Genomic DNA, 18,319 nt, shown 5'->3' on the forward strand with positions numbered 1-18,319 from the left:
TCCTGATTAAAATGCCCGGACGACGGTTTTTTGTGAGTAATAACTGGTAGTACTAGTGTAATAATTACAATTCCCTAAAGACAGTATTGCTAAGCGATGATAAGGGGATACGGCAACAAGAACAGGCGTATAAATTGGCCTCATCGATGATTTATTACCATATAACCTTTGAGCCGCTCCGAACTGGCTATTAAATGATAAACACCTTGTATTTTGTGAATCCTCGTAATAGGCACTACACTGAAACACATGTGGAGCCGGAAAAGGCCGGGTACTTCCGTCAGTATTAGAATAAAAACTATTATTACTGGGCCCCCAGGCAATTACTTCTGCCGTTGTGCTTCCAACTTTACCTGAAACATATCGATTATTTATCAAGATTCGGTGACATGCGTCAGAAATGTAATTTGAGGAAAAAGGCTCTTCACTTCCACCATGAGGTGCTGATTTCAATGACTCCTGACCAGATTTTCCGCTGCATCCACCTCCCTGCAAGAAAAGAATAAAGTTTTGCTGTTCAGCCCAATCATTAAAATTCGCTTCTACCAGAAAATTCTTATCGGTATCAGGTTTTGTCAGATACTGTTTAGCTTCATCATCCCAGACCGTATGCTGAGCATGACCCTGAGAATAACTCCAGAAATTCAGTGTATCCGGCTCCTGATATATACGTCCACCAGAAAGAGGGATGCTCCCGTCAGCAAGAGTCAGTAAAGGCATCACATCAAAAAATTTCAGTGAGGTTGAGGTCATCTTCGCTAATCGAACACCAGCATATGTTTTCATGAATTGAAAAGACTCACTGGCATTTCCGGAGATTCGTTTCTTAGTTGCTTTAATACCGGAGCGATTACCCTGAGCATCAACTTTTACTGTGCAATCATGACTCAAGTAATCCGTACCTGAACCAAAACCGATATAAGCATAGAAACACTTTTCATCGTCATCAAACAATGAAACTACAGTTTGAGGCAATGACTGGCTTATGCCTTTAGTATCTGTTCTGCCGCCCTTAGTCAAATAAAACAAATCAGCTCCGTTCCAGTTAAACGCCAGTGCTGGCGTTGCCGGTGCCCCTTCCCGCATGACTGCCGGGAGATTCCCTAAGGTATTATCCAGCCCGGTTTTAATGTTGCCAAACGAAGTTTTAATCTCATTAATCTGCGGCAGCAGCTTGAGATAATCGGCATTCTCCTGCAATGAGACTTTGGCGCTATCCAGTGCGGATGTTGCGGTACCGAGATGTTTTTCGGCGACGGCGATCAGTGCCGTTTCCAGCTTGGTGCTTTTCGATAACAGCGCAATGGCTTCAGCCACCATGGATTGCTCTTCTGCGGTCAATGGCGCATCGCTGGCCATTTTAGCCACCAGATCATCGACCATGACCTGTACGGCATTTGAAATAGTTGACATAATATCTTTGAATACCTCTATCACCGCTGAATGTATAGATTCAGCCGTTCATCGTAGATATGAAAATTAACTGACAGACGCCGTTTGACGCATCACGTAAACCACCAACGGTTTGGAAGTAAAGCGTGGCGTTGCCAGCTCTGCGTTGAGCAGATCGGTGTTGACTTCATAGCGGCCCGAATCGCGGAAATTCAGCGTGGCCGAAAACTCGCCATCCTTCACCTGCGCATTGAAATATACCAAAGGTCCGCCATCCTGACGAAAAGGCACAATAAAGGCTTCATCATCAATATCCAGCGTACCTTTTAAAGTGATATCTGTGTCTTCCACCGCTGTAATCCGCACCACATCCTGCACAGCAATATCTTCCGGCTTGCGCACGGTGCCGTTTATTTCAGTGACTGTGATAGCTTTGCGGGTATCTTCCGCTTCAGCGGTTTCTTCTGTTGTATCAGCCACCGGCTCGGGTTGGTTAGCCGGGTTCTCTTCGGCAGTTTCCCACCAGGCGAGCGCTTCGGCTTCATTTTTCCACGGTTGCAGTGTTTCCGGGCTTGCGACCAGATAACCGCCACCAATATCAATCCCGTTGACTTCAGGATGCCATGTTCCAGTTGTCATTGATTATTTCCTCCTGATTAGAATGCCCGGACGACGGTTTTTTGGTTGCAAGATGACCCATTTCTACTCCCAAGGGATAAAAAGGCCACCCGGTGATATGGTGAAACAGCAATCAGTGCTGGCAAATAAATATCGACCATTGTAGTGCCATTCAAACCTTGAGCTGGTCCTATTTGACCAGAAAACGACATATAAGCACCGCTGGCACTATCCAGATAATGACTACTGCACTGCGCAATATGTGCCCTCGGATAATTAAATTTGGTAGAAGAACCTGCACCAATATTTATTACATTACTATTCCCTACCCCAAAAGAAATGGCTTCTCCGGATGTAATGCTTAACTGGTTAAATTGATACTGCCCATTCATTAAAGTCATGTGTTTATGGAACAGTGGCCTTGAGAACCCGTAGACGGACGATTGATTAAGAGCACCTAAGTGGGTTGAAGAGCTCCCATGACTCCCATAACTCACCGTGAACTGGGTATAACCTTGTTCTCCGGCCCATTGGTTAAACACCCCTTCATTCAGAAAGTCTTTACTGGTATCTGGTTTAGTCAGATAAACTTGTGCTTGCGCATCCCAGGTCGTATGTTGCGCGTGCCCCTGAGAATAACTCCAAAAGCTTAATGTATCCGGCTCCTGATAAATTTTTCCGCCGGTGAGCGGGATGCTCGCTGATTCTTCTGCCAGCGAAGGCATCACACCAAAAAACGTCAGTGCAGTATTGGTCATTTTAGCCAACTGCACACCCCGAATTGTTTTGATTAGCAGAAAGTATTCAGAGGAACTGGCAGAAATACGCTTCGATCCGGCATTCGCACTGGTGATATTGCCTTTGGCATCGACTTTTACAGCAAAATCTTTGCTGTAATACTTTGTTCCGTTGCCAAAACCAGCGTAAACATAAAAACACTTTTCAGCATCATCAAACAAAGACGTCACAGTCACAGGTGATGATTCCAGTAGTGAAGTATTTGCAGAATTAGAGGCATTTGTCAGCGTGGCAATCTCCGCTCCGTTCCAGTTAAACGCCAGTGCTGGCGTTGCTGGTGCGCCTTCCCGCATGACTGCCGGGAAATTCCCTAAGGTATTATCCAGCCCGGTTTTAATGTTGCCAAACGAAGTTTTAATCTCATTAATCTGCGGCAGCAGTTTGAGATAATCGGCATTCTCCTGCAATGAGACTTTAGCGCTATCCAGTGCGGATGTTGCGGTATCGAGATGTTTTTCGGCGACGGCGATCAGTGCCGTTTCCAGCGTGGTACTTTTTGACAAAAGCGCAACCGATTCTGCCACCATCGATTGCTCTTCCGGCGTCAACGGTGTATTGCTGGCCATTTTAGCCACCAGATTATCGACCATGACCTGCACGGCATTTGAAATAGTTGACATAATTTCCTCTGATGTACCCGTCACAGCTGAAGCAATCGCCTCAGCCGTCCCGGATATCCATTGAAAAGAAAAAAGAATTAACCCAGCAGCGCATCGAGACGCAGGCGTCTCACACGGTGCTTAAGCTTGTGAAGTTGCTGTTGGTGCTGGTCAACATCGGCATCGACGTCGGTGATGGCCTGAGCGATCCGCCCAACGTCATCCTGCAAAAAATTGTCCGGCACTGGCACCGGATAATTCCGGTGCGGGGTGCGTGAGTCTTGCATTGCTCACCTCAGTTTATTTGGTGGTGATCATCCGCAGAGAGCGGACTCTTGGCCGGTTTGCAGCATTGCCTTTCAGCACCAGTTTGGTGCGAATCGTCGGGCTGGTGACACCTTCCAAAATATACTGATGTGCCTGAAAACCATCATCTGCCGCGCTTGTGGCATGCAAGTCAACCTTTTGCCATTCACCATTGACTTCAATGTAAGTGTCCACGTCAGCATCCCCGGTAAGTAAGGCTTCAAAGGTGACAATCGCTTTGACATCCGTACCGCCGGGAATCGCGCGTGAAATATAGTCTGCTGTTTGCTGAACCGTTGCTGTCACGGCCTGGACATTTTCATACAGCACCGGGCTGCGCAACGCGGTACCCGATAGTTTTGCCTGTAATTTAATTTTTCCGGTTTGTTCAGATGCCAGACTCATTGACTCGCCTTCAAGCAATTGGTAAGTCACACCATTTGTATCTGTCATATTCAGAGAAAGATCAGTATCACTTGCCGGACGTTCAACCACAGAAATAGCTTTAAATTCCGTCATATTAGTGACATCAAATTCTCCCAGCTCAACGGTTTTGTCTGTTTCGGTGAATCTCGCACCTAATAAACGAAAAGTCAGATCTTTATTCTGATGTGACGTCCAGGTACTCGCGTTACTGGACGAGAGCAAAACACCGACCTGATAAGGCTGGCTGGTGACCCAGCTCTGATTGACTTTATCAAATTTGCCTAATTCGGAAATAGCCACTTCGTGGTCAGCGCCATCAGTCAATACCACAATGGCATATTCCTGATCAGCATCCAGATACACCGGCGTAAATGTAAATCGTGTTGCACTACCGTTTGTCAGAATGTCATCGCTGCTCATAATAGATTCAGCAACGACTGTCTGAGTCGGTAATCCGGTTGCTGTTTCACGAATTTGTACCCGGACTTCTTCCGGCCCCTTATTTTTGAACCAGAGGTCAACACCACCTATATGACGGGCAGTACTCAGGGTAAACGTTTGTGCCAGTGGATCAACGCGATAAGTGTAGTAGTTATAAACTCTGCGCAGCGTTTTGTATTCAATTGTGCCGGAGCCAGTGTATGTGGCACTGGCTGAACTACCACCTTTTCCTTTAAATTCAACCAGCTTAGTCCCGACTGGCACATTAGCCGGGATATAAAATCTGCCTGTAACTTTACCGTTACTGTCTGCCTTTATCATTTCAATACTCCAATTGCCGCCCCGTCAAAATAGACATGCTCAAGTTCTTCTCCCGGCCCAAACCCAGAGAGTTCGAACCGGACATAGCGTTGTCTCAAATATTGGCTACTAACTTTTTCATCGGATAAGACCTGGGTATATGAGGACGTCCAACCATTTCTCCAGCCACCAAACCACCGGCCCCGGTACCATCTCCAACCCCAGCCATTGCGCCAGAATCTGGACAGATAAACCCAGCGGGAAACGGAACTCTTCCATATATATTTCTTTTCAACCCAGTAATCGACACTTGGCGTCAGCTTCGCTTTCGCCGGAATTGGTTCAAATGCCTGATATGGGTTCACTTTCATCTGACCGGTTTGTATGATTTGCTCGATAACCGGCTCTAATTCATAGTCCAGTGTCAGAGCTGACTGACTTTCTGGCAGTACGAAGTCAAATACATTGACATTGTCAACTGGCAGAATCAGCTCGCCATCAATAATGGCTGCAGTCTGTGATTCGCCCTGATCCCTTAAATCATCATCAAGGAAAGGGTCAACAAATACACCGTATTTCGATGCGGACTCTTCTGCCGTTGCATTGTTACGTAAGCGTTCAAGTGCCAATAATTGATATAAATCGTCAATTTGTGACTGCATGTCGCCTAATTTTGCCATGGACACTGACCGGACAGCCTGATCAGTCACCGAAACATCCGTATTCGTATCTGTAGCTGTCGTCCAATTCTGTGTCACATGAGCCAACAGCAGCTGATTATCCGGAATCGCTGGTGCAGAGGGCGTGTAGGCATTTGGAATTCCCTTCACCCGGAGAATTGTGCCTGAACGATCCAAAGTCAATGCATCAATCCGCGGCATTTTCCACTGATAATTAACCCTGACAAGGGAATCAGACACCAGACCACTCACAGTAAAACCTGTATCATCAGCCGTTACAGGAATAGATTTTTCATATTGATAGACAACAGTATAGGTCGAACCTGTAGCTGGCTCAGAGCCTGGGCGGCTCCAGTCAATTTGATTACCTAACAAGGCAAAATCACCCGAGGTATCGGTTGGTTTTCCTTGGGTATATACCGTATCCCCTTGTTTTACTGATATTACTTTCAGTACGGAAGTGTTGCCTAATGCATCTCTCACCCCGACTGTTGTTCCATGTTTCACAGTTTCAGAAATTTCAACCGTTCCATAGACTTTATCAATGCTGTAAATAGGGCTCAGCGCGGTGTTAATCCGCATTTTGCCTTCCGGGTCAGGTGAAAAAATATGCGGTTCAGATTCTATGGTCTGCAAATCCGGATCAACCGGGAAGGTTTTTCGGATCGCTGTTGGGTATTCGATCTCATATCCGAGAATATGCGCTTTCCCTTCCGCAATACTGAAGACCTGTTTCTTACCGGCATCACCGAGATCTTCCTCGGTCCGGTAGGAAGCATACATTCCATCCACGACATAGTTACCACCGTTGGATTCACGGTCATAGCGTGCCAGCGCCACATTCACGCTATCGAGTTGCGGCGGTGTGGTGTTGACAACCAGTGCACCATTATCCACTTTATATACCGGGTAGAAGTTGCCTTCATTGCTGTCAGCCGCTAAACCCCAGGTACAGGTGACTTTCAATCGCGCTGAACCGGCTTCACCGTAGTTATGTGTGCCTTGTGCCGGGTCTCGCAATGCGGGGGCTTCGAGCTCCGTCACTACAGTTTCAGTGAACCGGGCGCCAATATCCAGAATCTGATCGACCGGAATGGTTAATGTTGCTGGTTGCAGGGTGCGAACCTGACCACGGAGATAGATCTTGGCTGCACCCAGCGTCACCTTGCCGTCTTCTCCGACGATGATTTCACCACCGGAAACCACATCGCCATCTTTTAAAATCGCGTCTGCCACGCCCTGGACATGGCTAAACACTTGCGCCTGCATGTCATTCAGCTCTGCAGACTGCAGGCCCTTCCCGGCCCGGAATAATAGTTTCTCGTAACCATCATCCGCGTCAAAGCGCCCATAATAATCCTGCAGGTAATCTGCCGGATTTAATCGTTCATTCTTATCTTGCATGTTCGCTCCCATCAGAACGTAATCACAAATTCAAAGGTTTCACGGACACCGATATCGCGGTACAGCGGTTTCCGGTATTCCAGCAATAACAAAGTGCCGTCTTTGTCCAGTTCTTCCGGTTTGAAATAAAACTGTCCGGCCGGGGTATCAGCCTTCGGCGTAGTTCCCACCATCACACCAACTTCGCGCAGCGTTTCACCCTGTGCGTCTTCAAAATCGAAACGGAATTCACAGAACAGGTGATTGGTTGGTGTATCCGAGAGTTTGAACCGGCCAGAGGTCACAACAATTTCTCCGTCCGGATCCGGTTCACAAAATAAAACCCGGGATGATTTCCGGAAGCCGACGGTATCAACAAGTGCCGTACTGGTTACCGGTTCTGATGGCGGGGTTTCTTCCCACGCGGATTCACCGCGTCCCCATGCCATGAATACAGGCTGAGCTGCAATTGACTGTGCAATCGCAGTCCGGCCTGATTTAGTTAAAATGGCCACTGTAATTTACTCCTATGGTTTCATCTTAAATACAGGTCAGGATTGACCGGATGGAAGCGAATGACCGGCATAAAAAAACCGCCGGATGGCGGTTGGTTTCATTTGTTTGGTTCAAAAACATTCACACCACTCATATTAATCTGATTTATTTTCATGACTGTAATTCACACCAACAAGCACATATCCGGCATTGGACCAGGTCCGTTGATCCCAGCGTCCAATCCAGCTCATGCCAGATAACTCTGGTGTTTTTAACGTAATCCGTGTCCGGCCCTGTTCAATGCTGAAGTCAGTGCTCAGACATACATTTTCCAGGCGGTTCTCAGCAACACTGGCGGTGACTGGCAAGGTTGCATTCAATTCACCCGGATGATTTTCCAGCTGCAGTGTGTGCACCGGCTGCCATTCAAATCTCCAGGCATCATCCAGCTTATCTTCTGACAGCATAATCGTGCCGCCTACTTCAATCTGCCGGCGTGCACCCAATAAGGAATGCAAGCTGCCCAAGGCTTCACTGTCTGACAACACCATCGCCGCCTGAGAGAAGCGATGCTGGTCTTGAATCACCGGTTGTGCATCATAAAACAGACCTTCAGACACCAGGCGCCCATGATGGACATAAATGCCAAAATCAAATTTATCATCCAGATGCATGTAGCTGAGCAATGGCCGGTCTTCGTAGGTTGCATTGTCAACCACGGTCCGGAAATGACTGCTTTCAATCCCCGGTTGTCCTATCGCGAGTTCACTTTGATAATCGCGGCGGAAAGAGAGTTTGGTTCCCTGATGGTCGACCCCCGAATAATCTGACAACAATTGTCCGAAATGACCTTCAGACAAAATCAGCGTCCGGACATCATAGCCATGATACATCCTGGATAAGCGGGAGCGGACCGGCGCAGAAAGCGCAGCGACACCAAACAAACGGGCGCGTTCTTCCTGCGTGGGGATTTTGCCGGGATCGACCTGATATTCATAAAAATGACGGCCGGGACTGTTTTCTTCGATGGTAATGTTATCCATCCCAATCCAGCCCAGTGCAATTTTCAGGCTTTCCGGGGTTCCCCGTAAACGCTGCCAGATCAAGCCTTCTTTGATCACTTTCCTCAAGTCAGGCACATAAAGCAGGACGTCTTCAAGACCGTATTCCCAGATCAGCCAGTACAGCAGGTTATCTGCCGGTTCCTGCTTAAATGTTTTCAGCTGCTGAACCGCCAGATTGACATCGTGATGAAGCCGGTTCGCCGTTTCGAGATCATACTGGAGCCTGGATGCATTTACGGGTAACAGTGTCATCAATACCCCCTGCCGTTCAGGCTGATATCCAGTTTTTCAATCACAGCATGCTGGTTTGCTCCAACCTGAATCACTTGTGTCGGTTCAAGGATATTGACTTCATACACACCACTTTTTTGCAGCTGCGCACTAATCCAGCTGGGCGTCACATCCCAGCCAAGACCAGCCTGCTGTTCCCACTGTTTCACCAGCCCTGATTTCAGCTCATCAATCACCGCTTCCGGCGTGGTATTCTGCAATACAATGGTCGCCGCAACCGGCACCTGAATCGTCTCGGCGGACACCACATTCACGGTATCAGTCAGCACTCTGACCTCGTCAGAATTTACCGCCTGTTCAACCTTTGCCAGCGTTTCATCCAAATCGAAACCATGACGAACCAGAACCGAAACCCGGACCAATCCACCTTCCGGTGAGTCAATACGCACATCACGAATAGCCAGCGGCGCCGCTTCAATTGCACGGCTCCGGTAATGGGCGATACTGCCTGCGGTACTCGACGCTTTGGTCCGCTCCCGGATGCGCTGACGATAGCTTTCATCATCTTCACCATCTGCACGGGGCAATCCGTAAAAATCGCCTAAATGATCGAGATCACCGCCAGTTGCAAAGGCGAGTAAGTTGGCTTTAACGCTTTCATTGATCCGCAGCCGGAGTAATGCTTCCCGGTAAGCTTCCGCTTCAATATTGATATTCAGCGGCTCACTTTCCAGCGCAAGCACATCCTGATAATCAGGGTTCAGCTCAATCAGCTTCTGCCGCCGGGCTTCGATAAGTTGCTCAGCATCAAGCTGTTCAATAATATCCGGATCAGGCAGGTTCAGCGTCTGGTTAATTTCACTCATATCGTTACCTGTATCCCATCCATGGTGATCGACTGACCATTGATCAGCATTTCACCATCAATATAAAGATTAATCTTTCCTGCATCGCCCCGTTCAGCCGTTAAATCTTTCAGACGAAACCGGGGTTCCCATTTCTCCAGCGCTTCCAGCGTGGCGGCATAAACATCCAGAAACCAGGCTTCATTGGTTGGATGATCAATCAGGTTAAATAAGTCAGACCCAAAATCACGCCGGAGAACCCTGCTGCCAACAGGCGTAGTCAGAATGGTAATGATGGACTGACGAACATGATCAGGGCCGGATAATGTCCGGCCGGTTTGTGCATTCATTCCCTTCATGATGCACCTACCTGACGGGGTAAGGCACAGAGTCAACAATCACAACCGCATTTTCCTGAATATGTAACACGATGGCTTTGGCAATGGCGTCGGCCAGTTCTGTCACTTGTGAATGCGTATTACTGGTGTTAAAACCTGCATTGTCTAAGTTCTCGACAATTAATTGTTCAAGCAAATCAGCATTAAGTGCCATGTTATTTCCCCGCTGTAACTGTCCGGGAACCATCACCATGTGGTTTCCCGGTAAAATGACAAATGTGTGCAGTCGTGACACAAGGCGAGCCACCGTTCAAAGCAATCTTCGAAGCGGAAACATTGACATGACCCTGTGCAGAAACTTTGGCATCGGCCGACGTCTGCACCTGAATATTTTTGCTGGTTTTTATGTTCAGTGTTCCGGCTGAAACCACGTCTACCGTCGCATCAGCACCTTTGATATCAATCAGATACTGGTGCGCGTTCCGGTCATAGCTGATCACAGAACCATCTTTAAAGACTTTGGATTCTAATTCTTTGTTACTGCTGGGTGCCGGATGTTTCTCCTGATACAGGCTGGCAATAATGATACCCAGCGTCAGGTCACCCGACGGACATAAGACCACCACCTGTTCGCCAACATCCAGCGGGTGCCACGAGCGGTTATCACCAGCACGGTCAACCGCTCTGTCCAGCCAGGTACTGTTGAGCTCACCATCCTGCACCTTCACCTGCCCGTTATCGCCCAGCTCAGTCACGGTACAGAGACGAATCAGGCCATGCAGCTGACGCTCCAGCTCAGAAATCCGGTAACTCTCCATCTCTCATCCTCATATATGATTCGATTGGGGGTGTTTCTCTTCCCGGTGCATAGCCCAGATAGGCTTCTTTGACCACAATGCCCTCTTTCACCGGTTTTGGCTCACCCAGATAAATCGTCTGCCGCCAGCTCACCACACGGGATTCATAATCAACCTGATCCTGATATCTGGGTTTATCTGCATGGGCTTTAAGCGTATGCGGCCGTTCCATCACGCCACCACTGACCCAGAAACCGTTGCTGTAAATCAGTTGCGCAACAGAAGCGGCCATCTCCCATAATTCAACCAATGGCTGATCTTTTTTCGTCACACAGTGAATCGTGAAACAGCAATCCGCCGGATAACGATAATCACCGGCATCTTTTGCCAGCGGAAAGGAATTCAGCTCCACCAACAGGGCGGGCGCTTTGGCCGCAAAATCAGTCGTCGGCGAATACGTTTCCACAGTTATTCCGGTAAATGCATCTTTCAGGCGATCGACAATCCCCTGATGCACTTCCGTCAGTGTTGTTTGAGTCATAAGCTTGATCTGTCTGGTATGAGTAGAAAATTCAGCAGCCGAAAAGGCTTACCATTGAAATTGTTGAATCGCTTTGGCACCGGTCAGTTGACTGACCGCCGTTTCTCCAGCCGGGTGAGTACAAAGTTACTCATCACAATGGCAGAGCAAGCCAGTGTGACCACATCAGACAACTGCCAGTGAAAATGCCCGCTCAAGACCTGCTCAAACGACGCACTCAGCAGCGACTGAGCAAAAGAGCTTTGTGTCACACCGCTGGTAATCGCAACGGTTGCAGCCGTATTGCTGACTATGGTGGTGGTTGAGTGTGGTTCTGCCATTGGCGAATACTCTTTTTATCGATGTTACAGTTGTTGAGTGCGTTTTCCATGCTGGCCATATACTCCACCAGCTGTGCATTTGTCGCACCTTGCTGCGGAATATTAGGAACAGCAGTATCCCGGATCAGAAATACCGGAATCACTTGTTTTTGATATTCAGTCTTGACGATCACCCTTGGCTCGGGTGTTGCGGAGCAGCCGGATAACAGCATCAGGGACATGAGCGTCAGACCACAATTTATATTCTTCATCAGTTTTTCTCAGCCCTCGCAGTTGTTCCGACAGCTCCGCCAGCTCTTTACGGCTGCGGGTAATCGCAGCATCCCGGCGTGCCAGTACGGCTTCCTGTTGTTTCAATTCTCTTGCCAGTGCCTGTTTCGACGCTTCTGAGTCTTTCAGTTCGAGTGCTAACTCGTCCCGGTTGTTTCTCAAAAACTCGGCTTTACGGTTTGCCAGCATGAGTTTGGATTCCAGAGAATGAATGGCGAAGCGTTGCCAGCCAAACAAACCTGCCATAAGTATGCTGACAACAATACCAATCATGATGCGGTTCATCATTCATTCCATTCTGTGGATTATTGATAAGTTAAACGTTGGTAGATACGCCGGATTCGCGGCGCGTAGTTAATCGTTTCAGTGGCGTATTTGCCTGTCACGAAAGGTAAACAAGCCATGATCGGCTTGTAGCGTGAAGGATTACCACAAAGCTTTTGGGCTTTGAGAATATTGCCACATCCTGCGTTATAGCAGGCTAATGCTAAGTTGTGCCTGTCCTCTTCGGGCCGCGGCCATTTCCAGACCCGGCGTAACTTCGCCATATAATAAGCACCAGCCGGAATGGCCAGTGACGGGTCTGTGCGTTTTCCGGATAAGTCCAGTTCCTGTGAGATTTGATGCCAGGTGCCGGGCATAAACTGCGCCAGCCCGGCAGCCCCGACCGGGCTGACAGCCTGCGGGTTTAATGCCGACTCCTGAATCAATTGTGCTTTATAGAGCTTCCAGGGAACAACCGGTAAATAGTGCCGGGCCGCCTTACGGATTTGCCAGTCGTATTGATTATGCCATGCAAATACTGAAGGCGAGGAAGACAGCAAAACAGCGAGCAGATAAATAAATCGCTTTCGAATGGCCATCGAGTTCACTCCACCATGTTTTGAAAACAAATCCCATCCGGTAGTCCAGCCAACGTAGTGTGAACCACGCTAAAGCCACTACAACAAATGAGCGGAACAGTGAGATCAGGAAACCAAACACAGCGACAAAGTTAATGTCTGTCATGATGTTTGCCTTGATTAAGATTCAGTGAAAGATGAATCATCGGAATTTCAGGTATAAAAAAACCGCCTGAGCGGCGGTTTTTATGTCCTAGGCGTAATTTACCAACCTAGTGATACGAAGTATATATTGCCCCGTTTTTATTTGCAAGCTCTTTTTTAAAAATTTTTCTCGCCGTCAAATCATAATTCATCAACAGGGTTCTCAGCGTTTCAACATGCGCTGCCCAGTCAGCCCAGTGATTCTGATAATAACGCTTCCGTTTATTCCGGAATGCATCACTGTCTTCTTCTTTTTCTTCACAGTCCACATCAACCAGGACATGAATCAAAAATGCTTTAGTGGATACCGGCTTATAACGCACTTCGCCGTCAATCACTTCGACACCGGCACCACGGGACTGTTCCAGTGCCAGTGCACCGGCGATCACTTCGATTAATGCTTTGATGCGCTTGAATGTCCGGTGTTGGATGAGCTTACCCTTTTCTGATTCAGCAATCACCCAGTCATTCAGCACATGCTCAAACAACCGCTCTTTATTACGGGCCGCATTCCACATCGGTGCCGCATAAGCAAACAAACTCCAGTCCGCCAGATGTGGCGCCTTTTCAGCCATCCGGTCAACAGCAGCCAGTATTTTCCCGCTATCCAGCTTCGCACCAATTTCTATATCTGAAGCGCCGTGACTCCGGCCGGTATTCACACCGGCGTCATTGCTCTTCCCGCGGACACCTTCTGTGGCTCTGCCTAATGCAAATGGTAATTCCCAACGCTCAAAGTTTGTGACTAATCCCATATTTGTTTCCTCGCAAATTTCATCACAATACTGTAATTATATACAGTATTTTTATTTCAAATCATAGAGCACCCAAACCGTTTTCTGGCCGGAAAACGATGCGCACATGATTTTTGTTGTTCAATGATTAAAAGATATTCTTAATTTATTCTGAAAAATGAGTGATCCAGAAGAGTGCCATACAGCATGTGATACCCAGCCAGAATCCCCAGTCTGGTTGTAAAAGTTCTGTCATGCCGGCAATCCAATCTCATCAAGTAAAATTTTACTGGTATTCGCGGTGTGCTCGCCTTGTTCGACTCTGATTTGCACCCCTTTCTTTCTCGCTTTCGCGACCAGACGAACCAGTTCGACGATATGAACATTGAGTGCTTCACATAATTCAGCCGGTGACCAGACCCGCGGCCGGGCAGTCATCAGTTGGTGTAGATCTTTTTCAGTTGCCATGGACGTTTCCTCCAAAATATTGTTGTTTTAATTGTTGAATTTTTGATAATCCCGCTTTTCTGCGGCGTTCTTTCTCTTCAAGTGTCAGCGTTCTTTCCCCCGGTTCAGGCAGCAGCACCGGACACAGCTGACTGATGTCCTCCCCGATGGCGACCTTGCGGATCAACCCGTCGTAATGGGACTGGAAGACCGGAAACAGCTTTTGCTGACTCAGATGGGTTAAATCCCAGTGACCAATCTGATGAAATGCAGCCTGTACCACCATCGGTAAATGCTGTCTGGTTTCTTCGTAGCGAAAATCACCAATCATCGCAAAGGCCTGTTCTGCCGTTGGCAAATTCAGCGCTTCACAGGTCGGCACACACCAGCGGATAAACTGCCCCACACTCGGAACATGCGGGGATCCAGACTGACGCGCCTTCTGCAAGCCCAGTTCAATCTGCCGGGTGTGATAGATCCGGCTTTCAAACAGGGCAATCGTCCAGGTCCGTTTGGCATTATTGAGTGACGATTTATCCGGGAAAGCCACCCGCCAGGCAGGAAAGATCACCTGCAACTCCGTAAAAATATGATTGACCAACCGGGCCGTCTGTGTGGAAACCACCGGCTGTCTGGTATTGGACTGCTGAGACTGTCCCGCCTGAGGCTGGTCGTAAGTCCCTGTAATTTCAGTCTGACGAACCTGTTGTGCCAGTTCAGCGATATTTCTCATCATCAGACTCCCAAAACCAGCCCGTCTGCCCAGCTGGTATCGCCACTATGAAAATCCGGCTGCTCTGCGCGCAGAGGTGCTTTGCGGCCCGGCACCTGAGACACTGAGTTTTGCAGCCACAACGCTTTAAAACTCCGCCAGCCACGGTATTCCCACTCATCCAGACAATCCTGCAAACTCAGTCCTGACTGCTGTCCGGCAAGGGCAAACTCTTTTGCCAGCATGCTCAACACTTTCTGTGTCACCGGTGCTTTACCTGCATTGGTTTTACGAATACGCAAAATATCTTTCACCTGCTGCTCAGAAATCTCCCCAAACACTGAAAAGTCCAGTGGCTGTCTGCGCGTTGTTATTTGATCATTTGATGGATCATTTAATGGATCCCTTGATGGTTTATCGCCGGATTCCGCCCTACCCCTGGCCGGGATCTGACTAACCCCGGCCAGTTGTTTGGTCTGGTCCGGATTTGAACAGTCGAAATTCGCCTGTTCATTGTCCAGTTGATCATTGACCATTTTTCTCAACCGCATCACCGGCAGCTGATATTGGTTACTTGCCCGTACCAGCTTGCCACTGTCAGCTTTTCTGAACTGGTTTTTCCGGGTAAGCCAGCCCGCCGTTTCCAGTTTTTTCAGGGTGGTTTTGACAGTCGTCGCCGATACACCCGACTTCCGGGCAATCGTATCAATGGACGGCCAGCAAAAACCGCTGTCATCGGCATGATCAGCCAGACACAGCATCACCAGCTTGTCGGATCCTCTGAATACCTGAATATCCCATACATAACTCATTACTTTGACAGACATCTTTTCCCCTTTTTCTGACGTTGACATACAGCTTTAATTGTTTGGAAAACCAAATCAGAACGGTTCTCTTGTTTTGCTTGTAGTGTTATTCTTGTCACTGGCCACTCCTTGTGGTTAGTGATTTTTCCTCGCAAGATTGATCACATGGCTTCAGTCAGTGGCCGCTGCCTGAAGCCGACTCATGTTCGATAGCCTGACCGGCCATCTCTGTGAAAACAGAATGCTTTGGCTGAGGTTCCGGAAACACATCTTCCAGTGAGCAATAAATTCCCCAGCGTTTAAATGCGCCGACAATTTTCCAGCACATGGTCAGACTGATATTGCGAATGCCTGACTCATAATTGCCGATTGTGGATGGCATCACGCCAACCGCTTTTGCCAGAATGGCCTGACTTACCTTTGCCTGACGTCGGTACTTTGCAATTTTATTCATTGTTTTCTCCTTGTTGGTGAGCAATATACACAAAACGTGTTTGCATGTAAACACAAAAAGTGTCTATACTTCACACACAGATCGTGTTAGATTCGGAACATTATGAGTATGACTAAAAAGAAAGAAGTCGGATCGCGACTAAAACGATTCCGTGAAGCAGCAGGATTAAGTCAACGCGCCCTCGCCGAAAAATGTGGCTGGGGAGCATCGCGTATCGGTAACTACGAAGCCGGTGTCCGGAGTATTGATCTTGATGATGCAGAAATCATTGCCACGGCACTTCATGTCAAAGCTCACCAGCTGTTCTTTGATGATATTGCCCCTCAGTCGCCTGAACCGCAGCATAAAGAAGGCAATGCGGAAGTGCTGGGAAATATGCAGGCCTGGGATAGCCAGACGCCTTTATCCGAGGATGAAGTCTCTATCGCCTTTTTGTCTGAAATCAACTTATCAGCCGGTAATGGTTTAATGTGTGATCAGGAACAGGACAACGGTTTTCGTCTGCGTTTTGCTAAATCAACCCTCAGGCGCTATAACGTTGCACCGGAAAATGCGGTCTGTGTTTCCGTGAAGGGAGACAGTATGGAGCCTGTCCTTCCTGATGGCTCAACGGTTGGCATTGATTGCGGCAACCGGAAGCTGGTAGACGGAAAAATATACGCGATTAACCACAATGGCGATTTGTTTATTAAGCGATTGTATAAACTTCCCGGCGGCGGTTTAAGAATTTACAGCTTCAATGAAATTGAATATCCGCCAAGAGAATATGAAGAACAGCAAGTCATTGACCAGAAAATCACCATCATCGGCCGTGTTTTCTGGTATTCCGTGCTTTTATAAATCTTCACCGGATACCCAAATGACCTGAAGGTGCTGTGTTCAGGTTGTGTGGGTATACAAGAAACCACTCACATTCCTGAATCACCAAAAACCCTGTCACCGCCATACATTCAATACGATGGCGGTTCCTGGCGCTTTCTCACCGGTCACATCAATCAGGCTGCAACCACAAATTGTATATCCCCAGACCAGATTCAGATGCTGGATTCAGCCATATAAACACATTTTGTGATTGGAAATAAAAACACAAATAGTGTATAATTACCCCTTCAGGCATTCACTTTTCGTGTACACAAATACGGCATGCAGTCATTGGTCAAAGCCCGGGGCGTGTTCGAAATCAAGAGGAACATTCATTCATTTGCGGCAGAAATAGACCAAAAGATCATAGCTGAAAATGAATCATGTCGCTTAAAATGAAACAATGAGCATATTTGCATGTCTATTATCAAAGGCGTGTTTATCTGAGGAGATATTTATGAAAATGCTGGCGCTTTACCTTGGCCTGTGCGGATTATTTCTGCTTGTTTACTGGATTTACAATCTGTACAAAGACAGAGACGGATAAGTTTCGTCTTCATTCTTCATCCGATGAACGTTACATATGTGACGCGGTCACAAAAATCACCCATGTGCCTCAAACCAACTCTGAGCTTAAAGCCTTAATCTTTTAGGTATTTTTACTGTGTGCTTCTTACACTATGATAAGAGCAGGCAGAAGCAAAGCCGACAAAACCTGAAATATTCATCCTCTACTGATAAAAACCAGGACCGTATTGACATGACAGAAGATAAGAAAAACCGTTACCAGGCACGCCAGCAACGGGTCAAAGAGAAAGTGGACAGCCGCATCGAAGCCGCACAGGAAGAAAAAGGTATTTTGCTGGTCATCACCGGTAACGGTAAAGGAAAAACAACGTCTGGCTTCGGTACGGTCGCCAGAGCCGTTGGTCACGGGCTAAAATGTGGTGTTGCCCAGTTCATCAAAGGCAACTGGGACAATGGCGAGCGCAACCTGCTTGAACAGCATGGCGTTCAGTTTCATGTCATGGCGACCGGATTTACCTGGGAAACCCAGAATAAAGAAACCGATACGATAGCCGCTCAGGGTGTGTGGCAACACTGTTTGCAGATGCTGCAGGATGAGTCTTTAAATCTGGTCTTACTCGATGAACTGACTTACATGATTACCTATGGATATATCGAACTGGACGAGGTTCTGGAGGCATTGAGCCGCCGTCCGGCCATGCAGACGGTTATCATCACCGGCCGGGCCGCACACCGTGAATTAATTGCAGCCGCAGACACCGTCTCTGAAGTCAAAAATGTTAAACATGCCTTCGAAGCTGGCATTAAAGCACAGCGGGGCGTGGACTGGTAATCCCCATGTCACTGATGGTCTGATCAGAAACCGGATGCGATTCGTATCAAATCCG

At 47.9% G+C, this 18,319-nt stretch carries 25 protein-coding genes; 2 read left to right on the top strand and 23 right to left on the bottom strand.

Annotated features, from left to right (window positions below; genetic code table 11):
* Nucleotides 1–6: 6 nt before the first annotated feature.
* The 23 genes from OCV29_RS11010 to OCV29_RS11120 form a co-directional block, all read right to left on the bottom strand.
* A complete protein-coding gene (locus OCV29_RS11010; protein ID WP_073605353.1) occupies nt 7–1,413 on the bottom strand; it encodes a hypothetical protein in 1,407 nt (468 codons plus the stop codon).
* A 66-nt stretch (nt 1,414–1,479) separates the two neighbouring features.
* Nucleotides 1,480–2,031: a hypothetical protein gene (locus tag OCV29_RS11015; RefSeq protein WP_073605352.1), complete on the bottom strand. Its 552-nt coding sequence runs from the start codon at nt 2,029–2,031 to the stop codon at nt 1,480–1,482.
* A 17-nt stretch (nt 2,032–2,048) separates the two neighbouring features.
* Entirely contained in the window at nt 2,049–3,428 is a 1,380-nt protein-coding gene (locus OCV29_RS11020) for a hypothetical protein (protein ID WP_073605351.1), read from the bottom strand.
* A 77-nt stretch (nt 3,429–3,505) separates the two neighbouring features.
* Nucleotides 3,506–3,694, bottom strand: coding sequence for a restriction endonuclease subunit S domain-containing protein (locus tag OCV29_RS11025; RefSeq protein ID WP_073605350.1), 189 nt, complete (start codon nt 3,692–3,694; stop codon nt 3,506–3,508).
* A gap of 13 nt (nt 3,695–3,707) precedes the next feature.
* Nucleotides 3,708–4,901 carry a hypothetical protein gene (locus OCV29_RS11030; RefSeq protein WP_073605349.1) on the bottom strand — a complete coding sequence of 398 codons (1,194 nt, stop codon included), beginning with the start codon at nt 4,899–4,901 and terminating at the stop codon, nt 3,708–3,710.
* Nucleotides 4,898–6,964 (bottom strand): DUF4815 domain-containing protein, encoded by a 2,067-nt coding sequence (locus OCV29_RS11035; protein WP_073605348.1) that lies wholly within the window; start codon nt 6,962–6,964, stop codon nt 4,898–4,900. The genes OCV29_RS11030 and OCV29_RS11035 overlap by 4 nt, the downstream gene beginning before the upstream one ends.
* Before the next feature lie 11 nt (nt 6,965–6,975).
* Nucleotides 6,976–7,458, bottom strand: a complete 483-nt coding sequence (locus OCV29_RS11040) for a hypothetical protein (RefSeq protein WP_073605347.1) — start codon at nt 7,456–7,458, stop codon at nt 6,976–6,978.
* Nucleotides 7,459–7,593: 135 nt separating this feature from the next.
* Nucleotides 7,594–8,754 carry a phage tail protein gene (locus OCV29_RS11045; RefSeq protein ID WP_073605346.1) on the bottom strand — a complete coding sequence of 387 codons (1,161 nt, stop codon included), beginning with the start codon at nt 8,752–8,754 and terminating at the stop codon, nt 7,594–7,596.
* A complete protein-coding gene (locus OCV29_RS11050; RefSeq protein ID WP_073605345.1) occupies nt 8,754–9,599 on the bottom strand; it encodes a baseplate assembly protein in 846 nt (281 codons plus the stop codon). Before OCV29_RS11050 ends, OCV29_RS11045 begins: the two co-directional genes overlap by 1 nt.
* Nucleotides 9,596–9,937, bottom strand: coding sequence for a GPW/gp25 family protein (locus OCV29_RS11055; protein WP_073605344.1), 342 nt, complete (start codon nt 9,935–9,937; stop codon nt 9,596–9,598). Before OCV29_RS11055 ends, OCV29_RS11050 begins: the two co-directional genes overlap by 4 nt.
* A gap of 7 nt (nt 9,938–9,944) precedes the next feature.
* Nucleotides 9,945–10,130, bottom strand: a complete 186-nt coding sequence (locus OCV29_RS11060; RefSeq protein ID WP_073605343.1) for a hypothetical protein — start codon at nt 10,128–10,130, stop codon at nt 9,945–9,947.
* Nucleotide 10,131: 1 nt separating this feature from the next.
* Nucleotides 10,132–10,734: a phage baseplate assembly protein V gene (locus OCV29_RS11065; protein WP_073605342.1), complete on the bottom strand. Its 603-nt coding sequence runs from the start codon at nt 10,732–10,734 to the stop codon at nt 10,132–10,134.
* Entirely contained in the window at nt 10,712–11,254 is a 543-nt protein-coding gene (locus OCV29_RS11070) for a hypothetical protein (RefSeq protein ID WP_073605341.1), read from the bottom strand. Before OCV29_RS11070 ends, OCV29_RS11065 begins: the two co-directional genes overlap by 23 nt.
* 83 nt (nt 11,255–11,337) lie before the next feature.
* Nucleotides 11,338–11,574 (bottom strand): hypothetical protein, encoded by a 237-nt coding sequence (locus OCV29_RS11075; RefSeq protein ID WP_073605340.1) that lies wholly within the window; start codon nt 11,572–11,574, stop codon nt 11,338–11,340.
* A complete protein-coding gene (gene lysC / locus OCV29_RS11080) occupies nt 11,544–11,747 on the bottom strand; it encodes an Rz1-like lysis system protein LysC (RefSeq protein WP_139281674.1) in 204 nt (67 codons plus the stop codon). The genes OCV29_RS11075 and lysC overlap by 31 nt, the downstream gene beginning before the upstream one ends.
* A complete protein-coding gene (locus OCV29_RS11085) occupies nt 11,731–12,132 on the bottom strand; it encodes a hypothetical protein (RefSeq protein WP_139281673.1) in 402 nt (133 codons plus the stop codon). Before OCV29_RS11085 ends, lysC begins: the two co-directional genes overlap by 17 nt.
* 17 nt (nt 12,133–12,149) lie before the next feature.
* The gene (locus OCV29_RS11090) at nt 12,150–12,707 is read right to left on the bottom strand and encodes a transglycosylase SLT domain-containing protein (protein WP_084193468.1); all 558 of its coding nucleotides are present in this window, start codon (nt 12,705–12,707) and stop codon (nt 12,150–12,152) included.
* Nucleotides 12,631–12,852 carry a hypothetical protein gene (locus OCV29_RS11095; protein WP_139281672.1) on the bottom strand — a complete coding sequence of 74 codons (222 nt, stop codon included), beginning with the start codon at nt 12,850–12,852 and terminating at the stop codon, nt 12,631–12,633. The genes OCV29_RS11090 and OCV29_RS11095 overlap by 77 nt, the downstream gene beginning before the upstream one ends.
* Before the next feature lie 106 nt (nt 12,853–12,958).
* Nucleotides 12,959–13,645, bottom strand: coding sequence for a hypothetical protein (locus OCV29_RS11100; protein ID WP_073605338.1), 687 nt, complete (start codon nt 13,643–13,645; stop codon nt 12,959–12,961).
* Nucleotides 13,646–13,876: 231 nt separating this feature from the next.
* On the bottom strand, nt 13,877–14,092 hold the full coding sequence (locus OCV29_RS11105) for a hypothetical protein (RefSeq protein ID WP_073605337.1): 216 nt from the start codon (nt 14,090–14,092) through the stop codon (nt 13,877–13,879).
* On the bottom strand, nt 14,082–14,807 hold the full coding sequence (locus OCV29_RS11110; protein ID WP_073605336.1) for a replication protein P: 726 nt from the start codon (nt 14,805–14,807) through the stop codon (nt 14,082–14,084). Before OCV29_RS11110 ends, OCV29_RS11105 begins: the two co-directional genes overlap by 11 nt.
* Nucleotides 14,807–15,610: a helix-turn-helix domain-containing protein gene (locus tag OCV29_RS11115; RefSeq protein ID WP_073605335.1), complete on the bottom strand. Its 804-nt coding sequence runs from the start codon at nt 15,608–15,610 to the stop codon at nt 14,807–14,809. The genes OCV29_RS11110 and OCV29_RS11115 overlap by 1 nt, the downstream gene beginning before the upstream one ends.
* A gap of 154 nt (nt 15,611–15,764) precedes the next feature.
* Complete coding sequence (locus OCV29_RS11120; RefSeq protein WP_073605334.1) at nt 15,765–16,043, bottom strand: helix-turn-helix transcriptional regulator; 279 nt, start codon at nt 16,041–16,043, stop codon at nt 15,765–15,767.
* A gap of 102 nt (nt 16,044–16,145) precedes the next feature.
* Between OCV29_RS11120 and OCV29_RS11125 the strand changes: the two genes are divergently transcribed.
* Together OCV29_RS11125 and cobO are read left to right on the top strand one after the other, a co-directional pair.
* Nucleotides 16,146–16,883 carry an XRE family transcriptional regulator gene (locus tag OCV29_RS11125; RefSeq protein ID WP_306345610.1) on the top strand — a complete coding sequence of 246 codons (738 nt, stop codon included), beginning with the start codon at nt 16,146–16,148 and terminating at the stop codon, nt 16,881–16,883.
* Nucleotides 16,884–17,664: 781 nt separating this feature from the next.
* The gene (gene cobO, locus OCV29_RS11130) at nt 17,665–18,264 is read left to right on the top strand and encodes a cob(I)yrinic acid a,c-diamide adenosyltransferase (RefSeq protein WP_073605333.1); all 600 of its coding nucleotides are present in this window, start codon (nt 17,665–17,667) and stop codon (nt 18,262–18,264) included.
* The last annotated feature ends 55 nt before the right edge of the window (nt 18,265–18,319 follow it).

Origin of the sequence: Vibrio aerogenes, assembly GCF_024346755.1 — a bacterium.
Lineage (GTDB): Bacteria > Pseudomonadota > Gammaproteobacteria > Enterobacterales > Vibrionaceae > Vibrio > Vibrio aerogenes.

Excerpts from the sequence above, each read along its gene's own strand:
- OCV29_RS11120 (WP_073605334.1), bottom strand. The coding sequence starts at position 16,043 with ATGAATAAAATTGCAAAGTACCGACGTCAGGCAAAGGTAAGTCAGGCC.
- OCV29_RS11025 (WP_073605350.1), bottom strand. The coding sequence starts at position 3,694 with ATGCAAGACTCACGCACCCCGCACCGGAATTATCCGGTGCCAGTGCCG.
- OCV29_RS11050 (WP_073605345.1), bottom strand. The coding sequence starts at position 9,599 with ATGAGTGAAATTAACCAGACGCTGAACCTGCCTGATCCGGATATTATT.
- OCV29_RS11045 (WP_073605346.1), bottom strand. The coding sequence starts at position 8,754 with ATGACACTGTTACCCGTAAATGCATCCAGGCTCCAGTATGATCTCGAA.
- OCV29_RS11060 (WP_073605343.1), bottom strand. The coding sequence starts at position 10,130 with ATGGCACTTAATGCTGATTTGCTTGAACAATTAATTGTCGAGAACTTA.
- OCV29_RS11070 (WP_073605341.1), bottom strand. The coding sequence starts at position 11,254 with ATGACTCAAACAACACTGACGGAAGTGCATCAGGGGATTGTCGATCGC.
- OCV29_RS11015 (WP_073605352.1), bottom strand. The coding sequence starts at position 2,031 with ATGACAACTGGAACATGGCATCCTGAAGTCAACGGGATTGATATTGGT.
- OCV29_RS11110 (WP_073605336.1), bottom strand. The coding sequence starts at position 14,807 with ATGATGAGAAATATCGCTGAACTGGCACAACAGGTTCGTCAGACTGAA.
- OCV29_RS11065 (WP_073605342.1), bottom strand. The coding sequence starts at position 10,734 with ATGGAGAGTTACCGGATTTCTGAGCTGGAGCGTCAGCTGCATGGCCTG.
- OCV29_RS11095 (WP_139281672.1), bottom strand. The coding sequence starts at position 12,852 with ATGACAGACATTAACTTTGTCGCTGTGTTTGGTTTCCTGATCTCACTG.
- OCV29_RS11125 (WP_306345610.1), top strand. The coding sequence starts at position 16,146 with ATGAGTATGACTAAAAAGAAAGAAGTCGGATCGCGACTAAAACGATTC.
- OCV29_RS11020 (WP_073605351.1), bottom strand. The coding sequence starts at position 3,428 with ATGTCAACTATTTCAAATGCCGTGCAGGTCATGGTCGATAATCTGGTG.
- OCV29_RS11115 (WP_073605335.1), bottom strand. The coding sequence starts at position 15,610 with ATGTCTGTCAAAGTAATGAGTTATGTATGGGATATTCAGGTATTCAGA.
- OCV29_RS11100 (WP_073605338.1), bottom strand. The coding sequence starts at position 13,645 with ATGGGATTAGTCACAAACTTTGAGCGTTGGGAATTACCATTTGCATTA.
- OCV29_RS11090 (WP_084193468.1), bottom strand. The coding sequence starts at position 12,707 with ATGGCCATTCGAAAGCGATTTATTTATCTGCTCGCTGTTTTGCTGTCT.
- OCV29_RS11105 (WP_073605337.1), bottom strand. The coding sequence starts at position 14,092 with ATGGCAACTGAAAAAGATCTACACCAACTGATGACTGCCCGGCCGCGG.
- OCV29_RS11010 (WP_073605353.1), bottom strand. The coding sequence starts at position 1,413 with ATGTCAACTATTTCAAATGCCGTACAGGTCATGGTCGATGATCTGGTG.
- OCV29_RS11085 (WP_139281673.1), bottom strand. The coding sequence starts at position 12,132 with ATGATGAACCGCATCATGATTGGTATTGTTGTCAGCATACTTATGGCA.
- OCV29_RS11035 (WP_073605348.1), bottom strand. The coding sequence starts at position 6,964 with ATGCAAGATAAGAATGAACGATTAAATCCGGCAGATTACCTGCAGGAT.
- OCV29_RS11030 (WP_073605349.1), bottom strand. The coding sequence starts at position 4,901 with ATGATAAAGGCAGACAGTAACGGTAAAGTTACAGGCAGATTTTATATC.
- OCV29_RS11055 (WP_073605344.1), bottom strand. The coding sequence starts at position 9,937 with ATGAAGGGAATGAATGCACAAACCGGCCGGACATTATCCGGCCCTGAT.
- OCV29_RS11075 (WP_073605340.1), bottom strand. The coding sequence starts at position 11,574 with ATGGCAGAACCACACTCAACCACCACCATAGTCAGCAATACGGCTGCA.
- cobO (WP_073605333.1), top strand. The coding sequence starts at position 17,665 with ATGACAGAAGATAAGAAAAACCGTTACCAGGCACGCCAGCAACGGGTC.